Here is a 15,382-nt window from a genome sequence, read left to right as displayed (position 1 = left end):
CAGAGTTTAATAGTTTAACTCACCAACGGAGTGAACGACGATGATTACAGAAATAGAGTTAAAAGATTTCAAAAGTTATAAATCGGCGACATTGCACTTAGGGCGGCTTACGGTATTAATTGGAGCCAATGCTTCCGGTAAAAGTAATGTTATTGAAGCCTTGCGGCTTTTATCTCGGCTTGCCACTGGGGAAAGACTTGGATTGCTCAGAAATCCGCAAAAAAAAGGAGATAATTTCTTTCGAGGTAATGTCGAACATTTGGGATATCGAGGAAAGCAGACATTTCAACTAGCTGGCTTGACAAACCATCCCGATTGGGAACGTTTTGAGATTCAACTCGGACTCAGTTCAGACAACCATTTGCAGGTTATGCAAGAACGGATTACCAGTTCAACTTCTAAAGTTCCGTTGTATGAAATCACCAGTGAACCGCAAGGGGCAGGAAGTGATATTTTTGTGACTTATAATAATTTTGCAAGAGGCGGCAAAAAACCGAGCCTGGTTTGTAGTAGTCATCTGGCGGTTTTTACCCAACTTTTAAGTTCCATTCGATTTCGACCCGAAAATCTCAAAAGTAGAGAAATTATCCCGAATGTTTGCGAAAAATATGTCCGTTGGTTAAGTGGAATTGTGTTTTTAGAACCAGAGCCTAGCTTGATGAGAAACTATGGTCACAAAACGGATTTAATTTTGCGGGAGAAAGGGCAAAATTTATCGGGAGTTCTTTATAATTTATGTCAATCTACAACCTCTAAGCAGGCGGTTTTAGACTTTGTTTGTAGTCTTCCAGAACAGAAGATTGAGGAGATTAGTTTTTTAGAAACCCCTCGGTATGAGGTGATGTTACAACTCACTGAAACCTTTGGAGGGGTGGCAACTCCTTATGATGCCGCCAGATTGTCTGATGGAACCCTGCGAGTTTTATCCATTGCAGCAGTATTACTTTCTGCACCGGAAGAAAGTTTAGTAGTCATTGAAGAAATCGATAATGGTGTACACCCGAGTCGTGCGAGTGCCTTACTGTCTCGGATGGCTGAAATTGCTCGAAAACGTAACCTCCGTATTCTCATTAGTAGCCATAATCCGGCTTTATTAGATGCTCTTCCTGATGAGGCAATTCCTGAGACTGAATTTTGTTATCGCAGTCCTGATGATGGGTCAAGTCAGTTAATTCGGTTGCAAGATATTCCCGATTACCCGGAACTGATTGCTCAGGGTTCCGTGGGTCATTTAATGACTCGGGGACTGTTAGAACGTTTTGTCAAGCAGCATCCAGGAAATGAGAACAAAAAACAGCAGGCTCTAGACTGGTTGACTTCGCTTAATTCCATGGTGGAGGCTCACTAATGGCCGATGTTTCGATTGTCGATACTTCGGTTTTTTGTAATGTTCTTAATATTCCTAAATTGAATGATGAGCGAGGCTTAGTCATGGAACAACTTAGGGATTTTTTGGAAAAAGGAACCCATTTGCTGTTACCAATGGCGGTTGTTTATGAAACCGGAAATCATATTGCTCATATCAGTGAGGGTCGTTTGCGCCGACAATGTGCTGAGTTGTTTGTTGAGCAAGTTAAAATGACGATCGCCGGAGAAACCCCTTGGACGGTGATGCAGGTTCCCACTTTGGATGAAGTGCAACTCTGGTTGACTGATTTTCCGGATTCAGCAACACAAGGTAAGGGTATGGGTGATCTGTCAATTATCCAAGAATGGGAAAAATCGAGGCGCTTGTTTCCCAATCGGCGGGTGTTTATCTGGTCTTTAGATACTCACCTTCAGGGGTATGATTCCCACCCTTAAGAGGCTGGATTTATCCAGGCGGTACTCCAAAATACACAAGTTATGCTATAATTAGTTCCCAAACATAAACCTGAGTTGGGTAGGCAGGCTATGAGATTTATTAACCCCAAAACCGATTACGCTTTTAAAAAAATCTTTGGTTCGCCACAAAGCAAGAACATCTTAATCAGTTTTCTCAATGGTTTGGTCTATGATGGCAATTCGACTATTCAAGACTTAGAAATTATCGATCCTAGTTTGCCCCCTCAACTCGAAGGCTTAAAAGATACCTATCTCGATGTTAAAGCGCGGTTGAATGATGGCACATTGGTAATTATTGAAATGCAGGTGTTGAATGTGCACTCGTTTGGGAAGCGGGTTGTATTTAATGCGGCGAAAACCTATGCGTTTCAACTGCAACGGGGACAAGGATATCGATATTTAAAACCCGTAATTGCTTTAACCTTAACTGACTTTGAAATGTTTCCCGGACAAAATCAATTGATTTCCCGCTTTGTCTATCGCGAGAAGTTTGAAGGCTGGCACTACCCAGATAATGAGATGGAGTTAGTCTTTGTGGAATTGCCGAAGTTTACCAAAGAACTGAACGAACTGGAAACCCTGACCGACAAATGGATTTATTTTATGAAATTTGCCCGATCGCTCTCTTCTATTCCTGAAAATATGGATGATATCCCCGAACTCAATCAAGCCTTTGAAATTGCTAATCAAGCTGGATTAACCCTAGAGGAATTGGAAGAGTTAGAGCGGCGGGAAATGTTTATTTATGACCAACAAGGCGCGATCGCATTGGGACTACAACAAGGGCGACAACAAGGCATTGAAGAAGGGCGACAACAAGGGCGAGAAGAAGCAAAACGTGAGACGGCTCGCAATTTATTGGGTCAACTGAATGACGAGACGATCGCCCAAGCCACTGGATTAAGTTTAGAGGAAATTGCAGCTTTACGGCAGGAGAGGTCTAGTGATTAACTAAAGTTGAGAAAGAACCCCAGTTTTGATCTGTAACCATGAACGCCGTTGAAATCGAAGAAGCCGTTTCCCAACTCGCCGAAGCACCTTTTGACCCCGAAGCGTTCCCCTTTGCTTTCCTGGAAGCCTTTGGGAATAAGGCGACCACCATCAAGCGCCTGAAAAGCGGGAACTCTAATCAATCCGACTTACCCGGTGGGGTACTTCAGCGTAACAATATTCATCTGAAAGTTTGCCCGGAAGGGGAAGTAATCGCCACCTTAACAGCCTTGCGCGAGAGTCCCGCCACCACTCGCTACAAAGTCAAGTTTATTCTCGCCACGGACGGCAAAAGTTTTGAGGCGGAAAGTTTGGTCGATGGGGAGACTGTCGCCTGTGATTACCCGGACTTTTCCGACCATTTCGGCTTTTTCCTGCCGTTGGCGGGGATTACCACCGTGCGGCAAATCCGCGAGAATGCGTTTGATATCAAAGCAACAGGTCGCCTCAATCGGCTGTATGTGGAGTTACTCAAGCTGAATCCAGACTGGGATAAAGCCGAAGGTCGCGAGAAGTTTAACCATTTCATGGCGCGGCTGATTTTCTGCTTTTTTGCGGAAGATACCAACATTTTCCACAGTGAGAAGTTATTTACAAATGCGATCGCCCAGATGAGTGCGGCCGATGCTGCCAATACCGATGAGGTGCTATCGGAGCTATTTCGGGCGATGGCGACCCCCACAACCAGCGAGAAGCGGCTGGGATTCGCAATTGGGCGAATGTGTTTCCTTATGTGAATGGGGGGCTATTTTCCGGCAGTGTCCAGGTGCCGCGTTTTAACAAAATTGCCCGGTCTTATTTGCTCCATGTCGGGAATTTGGACTGGAAAAAAATCAACCCCGATATTTTTGGCTCGATGATTCAGGCGGTGGCTGATGAGGAGGAGCGCGGCGCTTTGGGGATGCACTATACCAGTGTTCCCAATATCCTCAAGGTGCTTAATCCCTTGTTTTTGGATGATTTGCGATCGCAGTTGGATGCCGCTGGGGAGAATCGCCGCAAGTTGTTGAATTTGCGCCAACGCCTCGCCAAAATTCGCGTCTTTGACCCCGCTTGTGGGTCGGGGAATTTTCTGGTCATTGCTTATAAGGAAATGCGGAAAATTGAGGCGGAAATTAACCGTCGGCGGGGGGAACCGGAGCGCCGTTCTCAGATTCCCTTGACCAATTTTCGGGGCATAGAAATTCGCCATTTTGCGGCAGAAATTGCCCGGTTAGCCTTGATTATTGCCGAGTATCAGTGTGATGTGTTGCATCGCGGGCAGATGTTGGCGTTGGCGGATTTTTTGCCCCTGAAAAATGATAATTGGATTACCTGTGGGAATGCCTTGCGGTTGGATTGGTTGAGTTTATGTCCACCCACAGGAACCGGGGTGAAGGTGCAGCGTGAGGATTTGGATTTATGGGGGGAAACGCGAGACGAGGCAGAGATTGATTTTGAGAATGAGGGGGGAGAAACCTATATTTGTGGGAATCCGCCTTATTTGGGTTCCAAGTGGCAAACGACGGAACAGAAAGACGATTTAAAACAAATTTTTGATAATCGTACAAAACTCTGGAAGTCGCTGGATTATGTGTCGGGTTGGTTTATGAAGGCGGCAGATTATGGAACTCAGACTAATTCTGCGGCGGCGTTTGTATCGACAAATTCGATTTGTCAAGGCCAACAAGTGCCGATTTTATGGCCGCTAATTTTTGAAACTGGACATGAGATTGCTTTCGCACATACCTCATTCAAATGGGCGAATCTGGCGAGTCATAATGCTGGTGTAACGGTTTCTATTATTGGAATTGCGAGGGAGCCTGCCACTATGCGACGGTTATTTTCCCTCACTGACGAAGAAACACTTGTTGAGCGCAGTGTTGGATACATCAATGCGTATCTCGTCGCAGCTTCAAATTGTATGGTTGAACCCATACGGAATCCACTGTCAGAAGTATCGCCCATGTTGTTTGGCAATATGCCAAGAGATGGTGGAAATTTTATTTTAAATGGTGATGAACGAGCGAATATCTTGAAAACTTATTCTGCTGTTGAGCGCTTTATCCGTCCCTATTTGGGATCAGAAGAAATGATCCAGGGTAAGCGCAGGTGGTGCATTTGGATTGAGAATTCCGATTTAGCCATTGCCAGTGAACATCCCTATTTAAAAGAAGTACAAGAAAAGGTTAGGCAGTTTCGTTTAGCCAGCAAAGCAGGATCTACACGCGATTTTGCTTCGCGCCCTTATCGGTTCGTACAGATTGCTGGCACTGCAAGAGATCACTCCCTGGTAGTTGCAAAAGTATCATCGGAAAAAAGATATTATATCCCAGTTGATTTATTAAACGGTAATGCGATCGCCAGTGATCTTCTATTCGCTCTCTACGATGCACCCCTCTGGAACATGGCGCTAATTGCCTCACGTCTACACCTAGTCTGGATTGCCACCGTCTGCGGCAAGCTAAAAACCGATTTTCGCTACTCCAACACGCTTGGCTGGAATACCTTCCCCGTTCTCACTCTAACGGAACAAAACAAAATCGACCTGACCCGTTGCGCGGAAGAAATCCTGTTAACGCGGGAGCATTATTTCCCCGCCACCATTGCCGATATGTACGACCCCAAACGGATGGATATTGAATTCCCCCTAGTGCGGGAAGCGCACGATCGCAACGATGAAATTATCGAGCGAATTTACATCGGTCGTCGCTTCAAAAACGACACGGAACGCCTGGAAAAACTGTTTGATTTATATACAAAAATGACCAGCCAACCCACCCCAGCCCAAAAGTCTGCGAAACCGAAAACCAAGTCATAAAGCGATCGGGGATAATATAACAAATCCAACCCAATCCAACCAACTGACTGCCTAAAAACTATGACAGCCGCCGAAAAACTCAATCAACTGATTCAAACCCTTCCAGAAAACCAAATCCCAGAAGTCCAGGACTTCGCCGAATTTCTCCAGCAAAAACAACTCACCTCCATTCATCCTATTCCCTCTGGCACTCTGACTGGACTCCGAGGCATCGCCAAACGTCCCGAACCCGCCCCCAGTGATGATGAACTGCAAGTGCAACCCAACATCAACCGTAGGTTGGGTGCAACCCAACATCAACCGTAGGTTGGGTGCAACCCAACATCAACCGTAGGTTGGGTGCAACCCAACATCAACCGTAGCAACCCAACATCAACCGTAGTATGTAGGCGAGATTCCCCCGTAGTCGCCGTGAGCCGTCGCTTGTACCCCCGCGCCCCTACTGTTGCCTGGTTCATGGGAAACAGTATGATTAACAAACAGCAAAGACTTGACTTTGTGCGACAATGTGGAGATAATAATAGGGGTGAGTTTGAAGGCGATCGCGATGGAAATCCAACGGGTCATCCTCACAAATTTTGGGCTATTTAAAAATCTGGAAATTTCCTTAGCACCCACCCAGCAAAACCCCAGCAATATCACCGTATTCGTGGGCAAAAATGGCGCGGGTAAATCCTCCATTCTCACCGCTTTAGCCACCTCTCTTAGCTGGTTCACTGCTCGTTTACGCACGGAAAAAGGCAGTGGCAACCCTATCCCAGAAAATTCTATACTTAATTCCGCTAATTTTGCCAGCATTGAAATCGAGGTTTATGATAATAATCATCCCTCAGAAAATGCCGACATCAGCCATATTAATCATCAGTTTAAATGGACTTTAGCCAAAGCCCAAAAAGGGCGAAAATCCCCCTATAATAGTAACCTAAACGACTGCACTCGTTTGGCTAATATTTATCGTGATGACCTCAGCGATAATGACCAAACAAGCCTACCTCTAATTGCCTTTTATCCGGTGGAGCGCGTCGTGCTGGATATGCCCCTAAAAATTAGGACTAAGCACAGCTTTAAGCAATTAGATGGCTACGATAACGCCTTAAATCAGGGTGTAGACTTTCGCCGTTTTTTTGAATGGTTTAGAGAAAGAGAAGATACTGAGAATGAATCAGCAATTCCTCAAGACTTTTGGAACGAAATCAGACCTCTATTACAAACCGATTCAACGGTATGGGAGCAATTGCAGCAACTAAATGCCTCCGCTAAAGATAGGCAATTAACGGCAGTTCGCACCGCCATTAGCCGATTTATGCCGGATCTGGACAACCTGAGAGTCCGTCGCAAACCTCGTCTCTATATGGCGATCGACAAAAACGGTGAAACCCTAAATGTCGCCCAACTTTCACAAGGCGAAAAATCTCTGATGGCTCTAGTTGGTGATATTGCTCGCCGTCTAGCTATGCTGAACCCCGCCCTAGAAAATCCTTTAACAGGTGATGGTATCGTTTTGATTGATGAAGTCGATTTGCATTTACATCCCTCATGGCAGCGTAGTTTTTGCGATCGCCTCATCGACACTTTTCCTAACTGTCAATTTGTGCTAACAACCCATTCACCTCTTATCATCAGCGACTGTCAAAATATCTTGGTTTACACCTTAAACAATGGTGAATTGCAACAATTGCCTTCCCAGTATGGGCAAGATGCTAATACGGTTTTACTAGATGTCATGGATACCAGTATCCGTAATGAGACCATTGATACTGAACTGAACAATCTGCTAGATGCCATACAAAACGCCAACCTAACCGAGGCTGAACAATTGCTTTCACAATTAACTGAGAAATTGCACGCCAATCATTTAGAATTGATGAAAGCCAAACTCCTGATCAATAAACAAAAATCACGTCATGCGAAAGATTCATAAAGGCTCCGAGCCACCTAATTTGACAGCATGGAAAAAGAAAAATCCTCACATCAACCGTAGGTTGGGTGCAACCCAACATCAACCGTAGGTTAGGTGCAACCCAACATCAACCGTAGGTTGGGTGCAACCCAACATCAACCGTAGGTTGGGTGCAACCCAACATCAACCGTAGGTTGGGTGCAACCCAACATCAACCGAAACATTCACCCCACCACATAGGGACTGAGCCGATGTGATCACAATCACAACTAACCCAGAGTAACGATCGCATTTAGTTGTTACGGCTATCATGCGATCGCCTCTGCAAATTCACAGAGTACCCGGACTTTTATCACTGCCAACCTTAGTCAAATCTCCGATGATAGTAGCCATCAACCTATTCGAGCTATCAAATCTCAAATAGCTCACCTATCGTAGTATCTCTCAAAACCAGAACCCAGCAACCCATAAGCACCTATCGCCAAAGCATCAAAATGCTGCCGCCATTGGTAGGGGAGAACCCCTATAATGGATCGGCAGCATAGACTTTTAAGGGTAATCAGCAAAGGCTACTGAATGATATGGAAGTAGTAGCCAGCCACCAGCAGGTTAATTCCTAACAGGACGATCGCCCAGAAAGTACGGAAGGGATAGGGAAATCCACCAGATTTATTAGCCATATTTTCAAAGTTCCAATGATTTTTGTCTATTAAAGCACACAATGCGATCGCTGTTAATCTATCCCCTCACCTGAAAAAATCTCTATTTCTGTGACAGAGGCGATCGTCAGTGGTGCAGTATTTGCTATAATCGTCAAGTTGTCTCAACTCGCACATCCAAGAGTTCGGGTGTCTGTGGGGAATCTCTCCTACAGATCGGCGCTTGGGTGGAGGATTAACCCGAAAAGGAGAAAAATTAATCATGCCAGTTATCAGTCTCGCAGATATGCTAGAGTCTGGGGTTCACTTTGGGCATCAGACCCGACGCTGGAACCCTAGAATGGCTCCCTACATTTTCACAGAACGCAACGGTGTTCACATCATTGACCTCGTACAAACCGCTCAATTGATGGATGATGCCTATGATTATGTCAGAAGCGCTTCTGAACAAGGCAAAAAATTCCTGTTTGTGGGAACTAAACGACAGGCTGCTGGTATTATCGCCCAGGAAGCTGCTCGCTGTGGTGGTTATTATGTCAACCAACGATGGTTGGGGGGTATGCTGACCAACTGGGTGACAATTAAAACTCGCGTAGACCGTCTCAAAGACTTGGAAGCGCGAGAAAATAGCGGTCAGTTAGACTATCTCCCCAAAAAAGAGGCGGCGGTTTTGCGTCGCGAAATGGGTAAGCTACAGAAATATTTGGGCGGTCTGAAAGGAATGCGCCGAGTCCCCGATGCCGTGATTATGGTAGACCAACGCCGGGAATATAATGCCGTCATGGAATGCCGGAAATTGGGGATTCCCATTATTGCTCTGTTAGATACTAACTGTGATCCTGACCTGGCTGATATCCATATTCCCGCTAATGATGATGCTATTCGTGCCATTAAGCTGATTATTGGTAAATTGGCTGATGGTATTTATGAAGGCCGTCACGGGGTATCTGCTGTTGGCGCTGATGATGATTACGACGACGCGGATACCGATTACGATGACGAGGAATTCGGTGATGATTATGAGTCTGATGATGACTCTGATGATTCCTCTGATGATTAGGTCAATACAACTATAGTAGACGGTCTGGGGGGGCGCTATGGCTTCCCAGACTTCTACCGAGCCAGGTTTCGGTATTTGGTGAAACATTTGTTAAACTTTCCTAACAAGTGTTGGTTACTGGCAATTTAACTAAGCAATTAAAGGATTAAACATGGCTGAAATCTCTGCAAAGATGGTTAAGGAACTGCGCGATAAAACTGGCGCGGGTATGATGGACTGCAAAAAAGCCCTCAAGGAAAATGATGGCGATATGACTAAAGCCGCCGAATGGCTGCGACAAAAGGGTATCGCTTCCGCTGACAAAAAATCTGGGCGTGCGGCGACTGAAGGGATAGTCGGTAGCTACATTCACACCGGGGGTCGGGTTGGTGTTCTGGTGGAGGTTAACTGCGAAACCGATTTTGTCGCTCGTCGGGAAGAGTTCCAAGAGTTGGTGCGTAATATCGCCATGCAAATTGCGGCTTGTCCCAATATTGAATATGTCTCCGTGGATGATATCCCCGCTGCTCTGGTGGCTAAGGAAAAGGAAATCGAGATGAAACGTGATGATCTCGGTAACAAGCCTGACAACATTAAAGAGAAAATTGTCCAGGGTCGTATTGATAAACGACTCAAAGAGTTGTCTCTGGTAGACCAACCCTATATCCGTGACCAGAATATTTCCGTTGAGGAACTCATTAAGCAGACTATCTCTACTTTGGGCGAAAATATTAAGGTCCGTCGGTTTGCCAGATTTGTCTTGGGTGAAGGTCTGGAAAAAGAAGAGACTAATTTTGCTGATGAAGTGGCTGCCCAAACTGGTGGGAAGGCATAACCTATCGACTCTCAATTCCTAAGTTTTGGTGAAATTAACCCCGATCTGATGGCATAATCAGAATGGATCGGGGTTTTTTGTTTAGTGTTGCTCTAATGTTCCCCCTATTATAACTATGGCTGGATCTGTTAAACAAATTGAACAGGAGATCGCAGCGTTGGAAGATGCGATCGCTGATATTGCCCAAGAACTACATCAATGTTATAGTGATTATCTACAGGTTTTGGGTGAGGGCTTGCGACAGCAACTCATCCTGGCTACTTATCATTTATGCACTCAGGGTTATCCAGAAGCCTTTTTAAAGCTGTCTTTCTCGCGACGGCAAGAACTACAATCACAAATTCGCCATCAGGTTTCGCGATCGCAAAATCGGTTATTTAATCTAGTCCGTGCGCCGATTTCTCAGCAAAAACCAGATGAGAATGACCCCCAAAAATCCGAGGATTCAGAACCATCCCCAGAGACGGAAAGCCAAGAAAATCAAGGTGTTCGCCCCTCAATTTCTCCTCTTAAATCCGTTTCTCCATCTAGTCCCAAACCCCTACTAATTACGCCCTCCCATCTTCTGCGTTGGCAAGAAAACATTGACGAAGCCACTGCTAAAATTCTGCATCGCCTCTCCCATGAGATTAACTTGCTGTTGCAGGAATATGCTATAATGCCCCAGGAGTTGCCTGTAGCCCTCATCGAAGCCGCTTCTAAAACTGAACCTCCCCTGGAAGCTACGGCGGGTAATACCCCCAATTTGTTGACTCTCATGGTGGAGACGGAAGATGAAAATGAGGAACAGACCTCCCGCGTCACTCAACTGATTACCGTTCATCTGCGGATATCGGAAATCGAGTTTTCTGACCCTAGGGTGATGGCTGGACGACAAAAAATCCGCCAGGTGGCTAAACGCCTCAACCAGTTGGGACGCAACTATCAGAAGAAATTGCGGGAAAGGGCTGTCCTACAGGCTGAGGCGGCTTGGCGTTCTAGTTGGTTCGATGAGTAGGGAGCAGTAAATGCGATCGCCTTTGATTGCCTACCTTGACCTACCTAGCTAGGCTAGAGTCAAGATGGGCTATCATAACCCATCACCACCATAATATCTCAGATTTCTGGGTTTGTCAAGTATTTCGTGTAAAATTAATCGACTAATTCACCCTCAGAAAAACCCTAGTTAGTGAATAGCCAGGGAATGACATAGCCAATGACCACCGCCACCATAGTCAACAGAACATTAATACTTTCTGGAGGTAGCCAGGCGTGTAAAACACTGGAGCGAATTTGACTCACGGGTAGTTGGGGGTCAATTCCCGCTGAAATTTTCGAGGCTTTCCCGTGAATGCGAACCTGTAAGCCTTGGGGGTCGTCTGGGTGAATTTTTAGACGGCGAAAACTTTGGATATTGGGAGTATCTTTAAAAGTCAAAAACTGTCCCTTTTCCAAATGCAAATCTTGATTAACCATGGTAACTTTTCCCTCTAAGATAGTCGAAATGTCGATATCATCCTGAGTATTATCCGTCCAGAGAAGCTGGGTAAAATGCACTTCGTTGACGGTTAAATTTCCCCACAGCCACTGTTGATAATTGCTAGTTTCCAGGTCAGGCAAATCCAGATATAATTGGGTTTTACCGCTGGGAGAGAGATACAATTCTGACCTGTTGGGAGTCCCAACAAATTCGCGAGAGTTATGCTCATCGGCGGGTTGATTAAGTTGGGGTAAATCATACCCTTCCAGGCTGATATTTAACGGTTGGCTTCCGACGGAGAGTTTGATAATTTCCTGGGCGGTTTCGGAGTTTTCTGGGGAGGGTAGAATTAGGGTAACAAGCAGTTGATTTTCTGCTTTATCATAAGCCAACTTTTGCACTTTGGTGGGGGAAGGCAGTCGCAAATAACTGAGTTCAATTTGATTGACAGCATCGGGATTAGAGGGGGTGATGATTAACTTACTGTTGGGATATTTTAAGCGAATGTCTAAGTTGTCAATACCCGACAAATCCTCCGATTTAAACAATCCCGAAATTTGCAGATTTTGGACTCCTTCTAATTCGATGCCTTTCAGGTTTCGCATTGAATTAATCAATAATTTTTGGTCGGGTCCCGTGTAAGTAAAGCTGACCGATTCGGCGATGATATTGCCTTCAAATACATGAGGCGATGGCCATATCGCTAAAACCAAAACAAATAGGCACAATATCAGCAACCCGATCGCCGGAATCCGATGTTTTTGATCCTGGAGAAAAGACCGAACTCTCCCCAGTTTCAGATAAACAATATAAGCCTCTAAATTCTTGTCGTTGACTTGGTAGGGAGTGAAGGGATTAATATATAACAATAGCTGCACAAAAACCCCAAAACCGTGGCCGATTTTTTTCCCGCATTTAAGGCAGGTTTTCATCAAGTATAACAGGGCTTTGGGCAGATACTTGAAGAGGGAAAACATCCGGTTTGTGGCGCGATCGCATATATGGCAGGATATATGGCATATCTGGATAAACTGTTGATATCCATTTTGCCACCATCGAGAAAATCGGGATTTGAGCCGTTGGTAATTGCGGGAAAAGTTCATGATTTCGGGGAAGGTAGGTTAGGGGGTAAAATCATCGCAACCAAGCCGGGTCATGGTGGAATTGAAACACCCCATAAACAGCTTCTGGGCGTTGTCCCCGCTGTCGAGTTTCCCCTGATACCGACAGTTGATAGACTCCTCTCGGTTGGTTGCGTGCATCCCAAATAAAGACAATTTCCCCCTGTCTGGGGCGGGGTTGTTGTTGAGTATGAATAACTTGGTTATTGTGGCGAATTTCAAAGCTGTTAATTTGGGTGCGACCCGGACTGTGGAAAACGAATTTATAGGACGTGGAAGGTTGCCCAATAATCACCGGAACATAGATGCTTTGTGAACCGGGAAGGTGGGCGATCGCACGAAGACTGTTAGCCGGAACTTGGGCTTGGGTGATGATTTGGGTGTCTAAATCCAATTCATATTTATTGCCATTTAAATTGGGGGTAACATTATCGAGTTGATAACGCTTCTGAAACGAGCGGAGAATGATGTTGGGAGTCCCTCCCATATTCGGCACTTGCAGCATCAGCCTATTGCCTAAATTAGTCAGGCTGGAGGTAGCCAGGGAAACCAGACTAAAGGAGCCACTGATAGATTGGCTGGCGATGCCTTCGCAGCGACTGGGGCGGGAACGGCGTTGATAAACGAGGGGGTCAGGATGGTTGGTGGGACAAGCCGCCGCTGGTGGTGCATTGAGGGTGACAATTCCGGCGGTGAGTAGATACAGAGGGGTGAGAAGAACTGCTCGGAGCATGGTTTTTTTACCTCCAAAAGTTTGACAATCTCTCTGGGGCTATGGTAGCCTAATATTAAGGTGGAATACCAACCCCCTTTCTGAGTGGTTAAAATCGCAGACCCCACCGTTGCAGTTGTTGGCGGATGATGTCGATAGGATAAGCAAACCCAAAACCGCCGATGCTCACTCCTGAGTCGCCACCGCCTGCCCGAGCTGACGCTTGGGTTTCGTCGTTGATATTGGTGACTAGACCGACAACTTGGTTATTGTGGATGATCGCGCTGCCGGAGGCTCCCGAAGCTAGATTAGTGCCGCCAATTTGTAGGTTTAGCTGGTCGGGGCTGGGGGTGTTGGCTGCAATGAAACCTCGCAGGATAGTCCAGGGGTTGCCTGTCACCGGATGACCAATGATGCGGACATCGGCATCGAGGGGAACGGCAGAGTTGCCCAGGGGCAGGGGTTTGATATCGTCGGGGAGGTCGGTCACTTCCAGGATAGCCAGGTCTAGGATATCGTTGGGGCTGGTGATGTGGCGGATACGAGCGGGCAACCGCTGGCGGTGTTCGGGTTGGTTGCGGCTGTAGAGTTCGATTTCGATATCGCTGCTGGGGCGGTTTCCAAACTGTTCGTCAGATACCACATGGCGGTTGGTGATGATGTAGGCGGTACGGCCTTCCCGGTGAACTACCCACCCCGTACCCCTGTTAGAGCCCATGCTGATTTGGGCGAAAATCTGGACGGTGGAGCGTTGCAGACCAAATAGGGGTTCCTCCTCAAGGCTGGGGAGGATTTCCCTGGGGGTCGCCGGGAGAGGATTCACCCGCAGGGCGAGGAGTCTTTCGGCTTCCTGTAGGTTGTTTTGGGTTATGGCAAAGTTGGGGTCGAGTCGGATGGCTTTCTTGTATTCTGCGATCGCACCTTCCAGGTCTCCCTGTTCTTGGAGAGCCAGACCGAGATTGTTGTGTGCTAGAGTATGGGCGCTGGCGGGTGTAGTTGTTCTATCCTCTGGAAGTGCCAAAGCTCTTCGGTAAGCGTCAATGGCTTCTGGCAGTTTCCCTTGGTCAGCTAGGGCATTACCGAGACCGACGTGAGGCGAAGCATAATTGGGGTCTAGTGCGATCGCTCTTCGGTAAGCCTCCATGGCTTCTGGCAGTTTCCCTTGGGCAGCTAGGGCATTACCGAGATTATTGTAAGCAAAAGCATAATTGGGGTCTAGTGCGATCGCTCTTCGGTAAGCGTCAATGGCTTCTGGCAGTTTCCCTTGGTCATATAGGGCAATACCGAGATTGTTGTAAGCAAAAGCATAATTGGGGTCTAGTGCGATCGCTCTTCGGTAAGCGTCAATGGCTTCTGGCAGTTTCCCTTGGGCTCTTAGGGCATTACCGAGATTATTGTAAGCTATAGCATCATTGGGGTCTAGTGCCAAAGCTCTTCGGTGAGCGTCAATGGCTTCTGGCAGTTTCCCTTGGGCAGCTAGGGCAATACCGAGATTGTCATAAGCCATAGCATTATTGGGGTCTAGTGCGATCGCTCTTCGGTAAGCGTCAATGGCTTCTGGCAGTTTCCCTTGGTCTTTTAGGGCAATACCGAGATTGTTGTAAGCTATAGCATAATTGGGGTCTAGTGCTAAAGCTCTTCGGTAAGCGTCAATGGCTTCTGGCAGTTTCCCTTGCCTTCTTAGGGCAACACCGAGACCGACGTAAGCCCCAGCATTATTGGGTTCAATCTGCAAAAACTGCCGCCAAATCTGTTCTGCTTCCCTATACCTCCCCGCCGCCCATGCTGCATTCCCCCTTTCAAACCATTCATCCACCGTCTGAGCCGCCAAACCTGATGGCAGCAGGGTTAACGACAAACTCAGCAATATTGGTAGGGCAAATCGCCGATATATCATAGCAGCCACCTCTCAATATCCCCATGTTTCAGTTTAATCCTTTTTTCGTCAGATGGGCGGAAACAAACCCGGTTTTTGTGAGAGTTTCTCCGACTGGGGGGAAACAAACCCGGTTTCTGGCAGAGTTTATCCGACCTCACCAGAGA

Annotated in this window: 14 protein-coding genes and 1 pseudogene; 10 read left to right on the top strand and 5 right to left on the bottom strand. The window is 46.6% G+C overall.

Features of this window, described 5'->3' with window-relative positions:
- Positions 1-40 precede the first annotated feature (40 nt).
- The 7 genes and pseudogenes from NLZ44_RS11775 (at position 41) to NLZ44_RS11745 (ending at position 7,535) form a co-directional block, all read left to right on the top strand.
- Positions 41-1,348: an AAA family ATPase gene (locus NLZ44_RS11775; protein ID WP_493752862.1), complete on the top strand. Its 1,308-nt coding sequence runs from the start codon at positions 41-43 to the stop codon at positions 1,346-1,348.
- A complete protein-coding gene (locus NLZ44_RS11770; protein ID WP_493752861.1) occupies positions 1,348-1,803 on the top strand; it encodes a hypothetical protein in 456 nt (151 codons plus the stop codon). Before NLZ44_RS11775 ends, NLZ44_RS11770 begins: the two co-directional genes overlap by 1 nt.
- A 90-nt stretch (positions 1,804-1,893) precedes the next feature.
- The gene (locus NLZ44_RS11765; RefSeq protein WP_493752860.1) at positions 1,894-2,775 is read left to right on the top strand and encodes an Rpn family recombination-promoting nuclease/putative transposase; all 882 of its coding nucleotides are present in this window, start codon (positions 1,894-1,896) and stop codon (positions 2,773-2,775) included.
- A gap of 38 nt (positions 2,776-2,813) precedes the next feature.
- Positions 2,814-5,614 (top strand): annotated as a pseudogene (locus tag NLZ44_RS11760) (class I SAM-dependent DNA methyltransferase).
- Between the two features lie 60 nt (positions 5,615-5,674).
- Positions 5,675-5,920: a DUF2281 domain-containing protein gene (locus NLZ44_RS11755; RefSeq protein ID WP_493752859.1), complete on the top strand. Its 246-nt coding sequence runs from the start codon at positions 5,675-5,677 to the stop codon at positions 5,918-5,920.
- A gap of 33 nt (positions 5,921-5,953) precedes the next feature.
- On the top strand, positions 5,954-6,205 hold the full coding sequence (locus NLZ44_RS11750; protein ID WP_493752858.1) for a hypothetical protein: 252 nt from the start codon (positions 5,954-5,956) through the stop codon (positions 6,203-6,205).
- The gene (locus NLZ44_RS11745) at positions 6,162-7,535 is read left to right on the top strand and encodes an AAA family ATPase (protein WP_493752857.1); all 1,374 of its coding nucleotides are present in this window, start codon (positions 6,162-6,164) and stop codon (positions 7,533-7,535) included. Before NLZ44_RS11750 ends, NLZ44_RS11745 begins: the two co-directional genes overlap by 44 nt.
- Before the next feature lie 162 nt (positions 7,536-7,697).
- Here the strand turns inward: NLZ44_RS11745 and NLZ44_RS11740 are convergent, their stop codons facing one another.
- The gene (locus NLZ44_RS11740; protein ID WP_493752856.1) at positions 7,698-7,826 is read right to left on the bottom strand and encodes a hypothetical protein; all 129 of its coding nucleotides are present in this window, start codon (positions 7,824-7,826) and stop codon (positions 7,698-7,700) included.
- A 257-nt stretch (positions 7,827-8,083) separates the two neighbouring features.
- The gene (gene psaX, locus NLZ44_RS11735) at positions 8,084-8,194 is read right to left on the bottom strand and encodes a photosystem I protein PsaX (RefSeq protein WP_317266427.1); all 111 of its coding nucleotides are present in this window, start codon (positions 8,192-8,194) and stop codon (positions 8,084-8,086) included.
- Positions 8,195-8,435: 241 nt separating this feature from the next.
- Between psaX and rpsB the strand changes: the two genes are divergently transcribed.
- The 3 genes from rpsB (at position 8,436) to NLZ44_RS11720 (ending at position 11,044) form a co-directional block, all read left to right on the top strand.
- The gene (rpsB, locus tag NLZ44_RS11730; protein WP_493752855.1) at positions 8,436-9,233 is read left to right on the top strand and encodes a 30S ribosomal protein S2; all 798 of its coding nucleotides are present in this window, start codon (positions 8,436-8,438) and stop codon (positions 9,231-9,233) included.
- Between the two features lie 151 nt (positions 9,234-9,384).
- Positions 9,385-10,047: a translation elongation factor Ts gene (gene tsf, locus NLZ44_RS11725; protein WP_008051563.1), complete on the top strand. Its 663-nt coding sequence runs from the start codon at positions 9,385-9,387 to the stop codon at positions 10,045-10,047.
- Positions 10,048-10,162: 115 nt separating this feature from the next.
- Positions 10,163-11,044 (top strand): hypothetical protein, encoded by an 882-nt coding sequence (locus NLZ44_RS11720; protein WP_493752854.1) that lies wholly within the window; start codon positions 10,163-10,165, stop codon positions 11,042-11,044.
- Positions 11,045-11,208: 164 nt separating this feature from the next.
- Here the strand turns inward: NLZ44_RS11720 and NLZ44_RS11715 are convergent, their stop codons facing one another.
- The 3 genes from NLZ44_RS11715 to NLZ44_RS11705 all read right to left on the bottom strand — a co-directional run bounded on the left by NLZ44_RS11715 (position 11,209) and on the right by NLZ44_RS11705 (position 15,236).
- Positions 11,209-12,609, bottom strand: a complete 1,401-nt coding sequence (locus NLZ44_RS11715) for a hypothetical protein (protein WP_493752853.1) — start codon at positions 12,607-12,609, stop codon at positions 11,209-11,211.
- A gap of 31 nt (positions 12,610-12,640) precedes the next feature.
- Entirely contained in the window at positions 12,641-13,360 is a 720-nt protein-coding gene (locus tag NLZ44_RS11710) for a hypothetical protein (protein ID WP_493752852.1), read from the bottom strand.
- 88 nt (positions 13,361-13,448) lie between these two features.
- Positions 13,449-15,236: a tetratricopeptide repeat protein gene (locus tag NLZ44_RS11705; RefSeq protein ID WP_493752851.1), complete on the bottom strand. Its 1,788-nt coding sequence runs from the start codon at positions 15,234-15,236 to the stop codon at positions 13,449-13,451.
- Positions 15,237-15,382 lie beyond the last annotated feature (146 nt).

The sequence above is a fragment of the Arthrospira sp. PCC 9901 genome (assembly GCF_059013425.1).
This window is presented reverse-complemented; position numbering and strand designations above follow the sequence as displayed.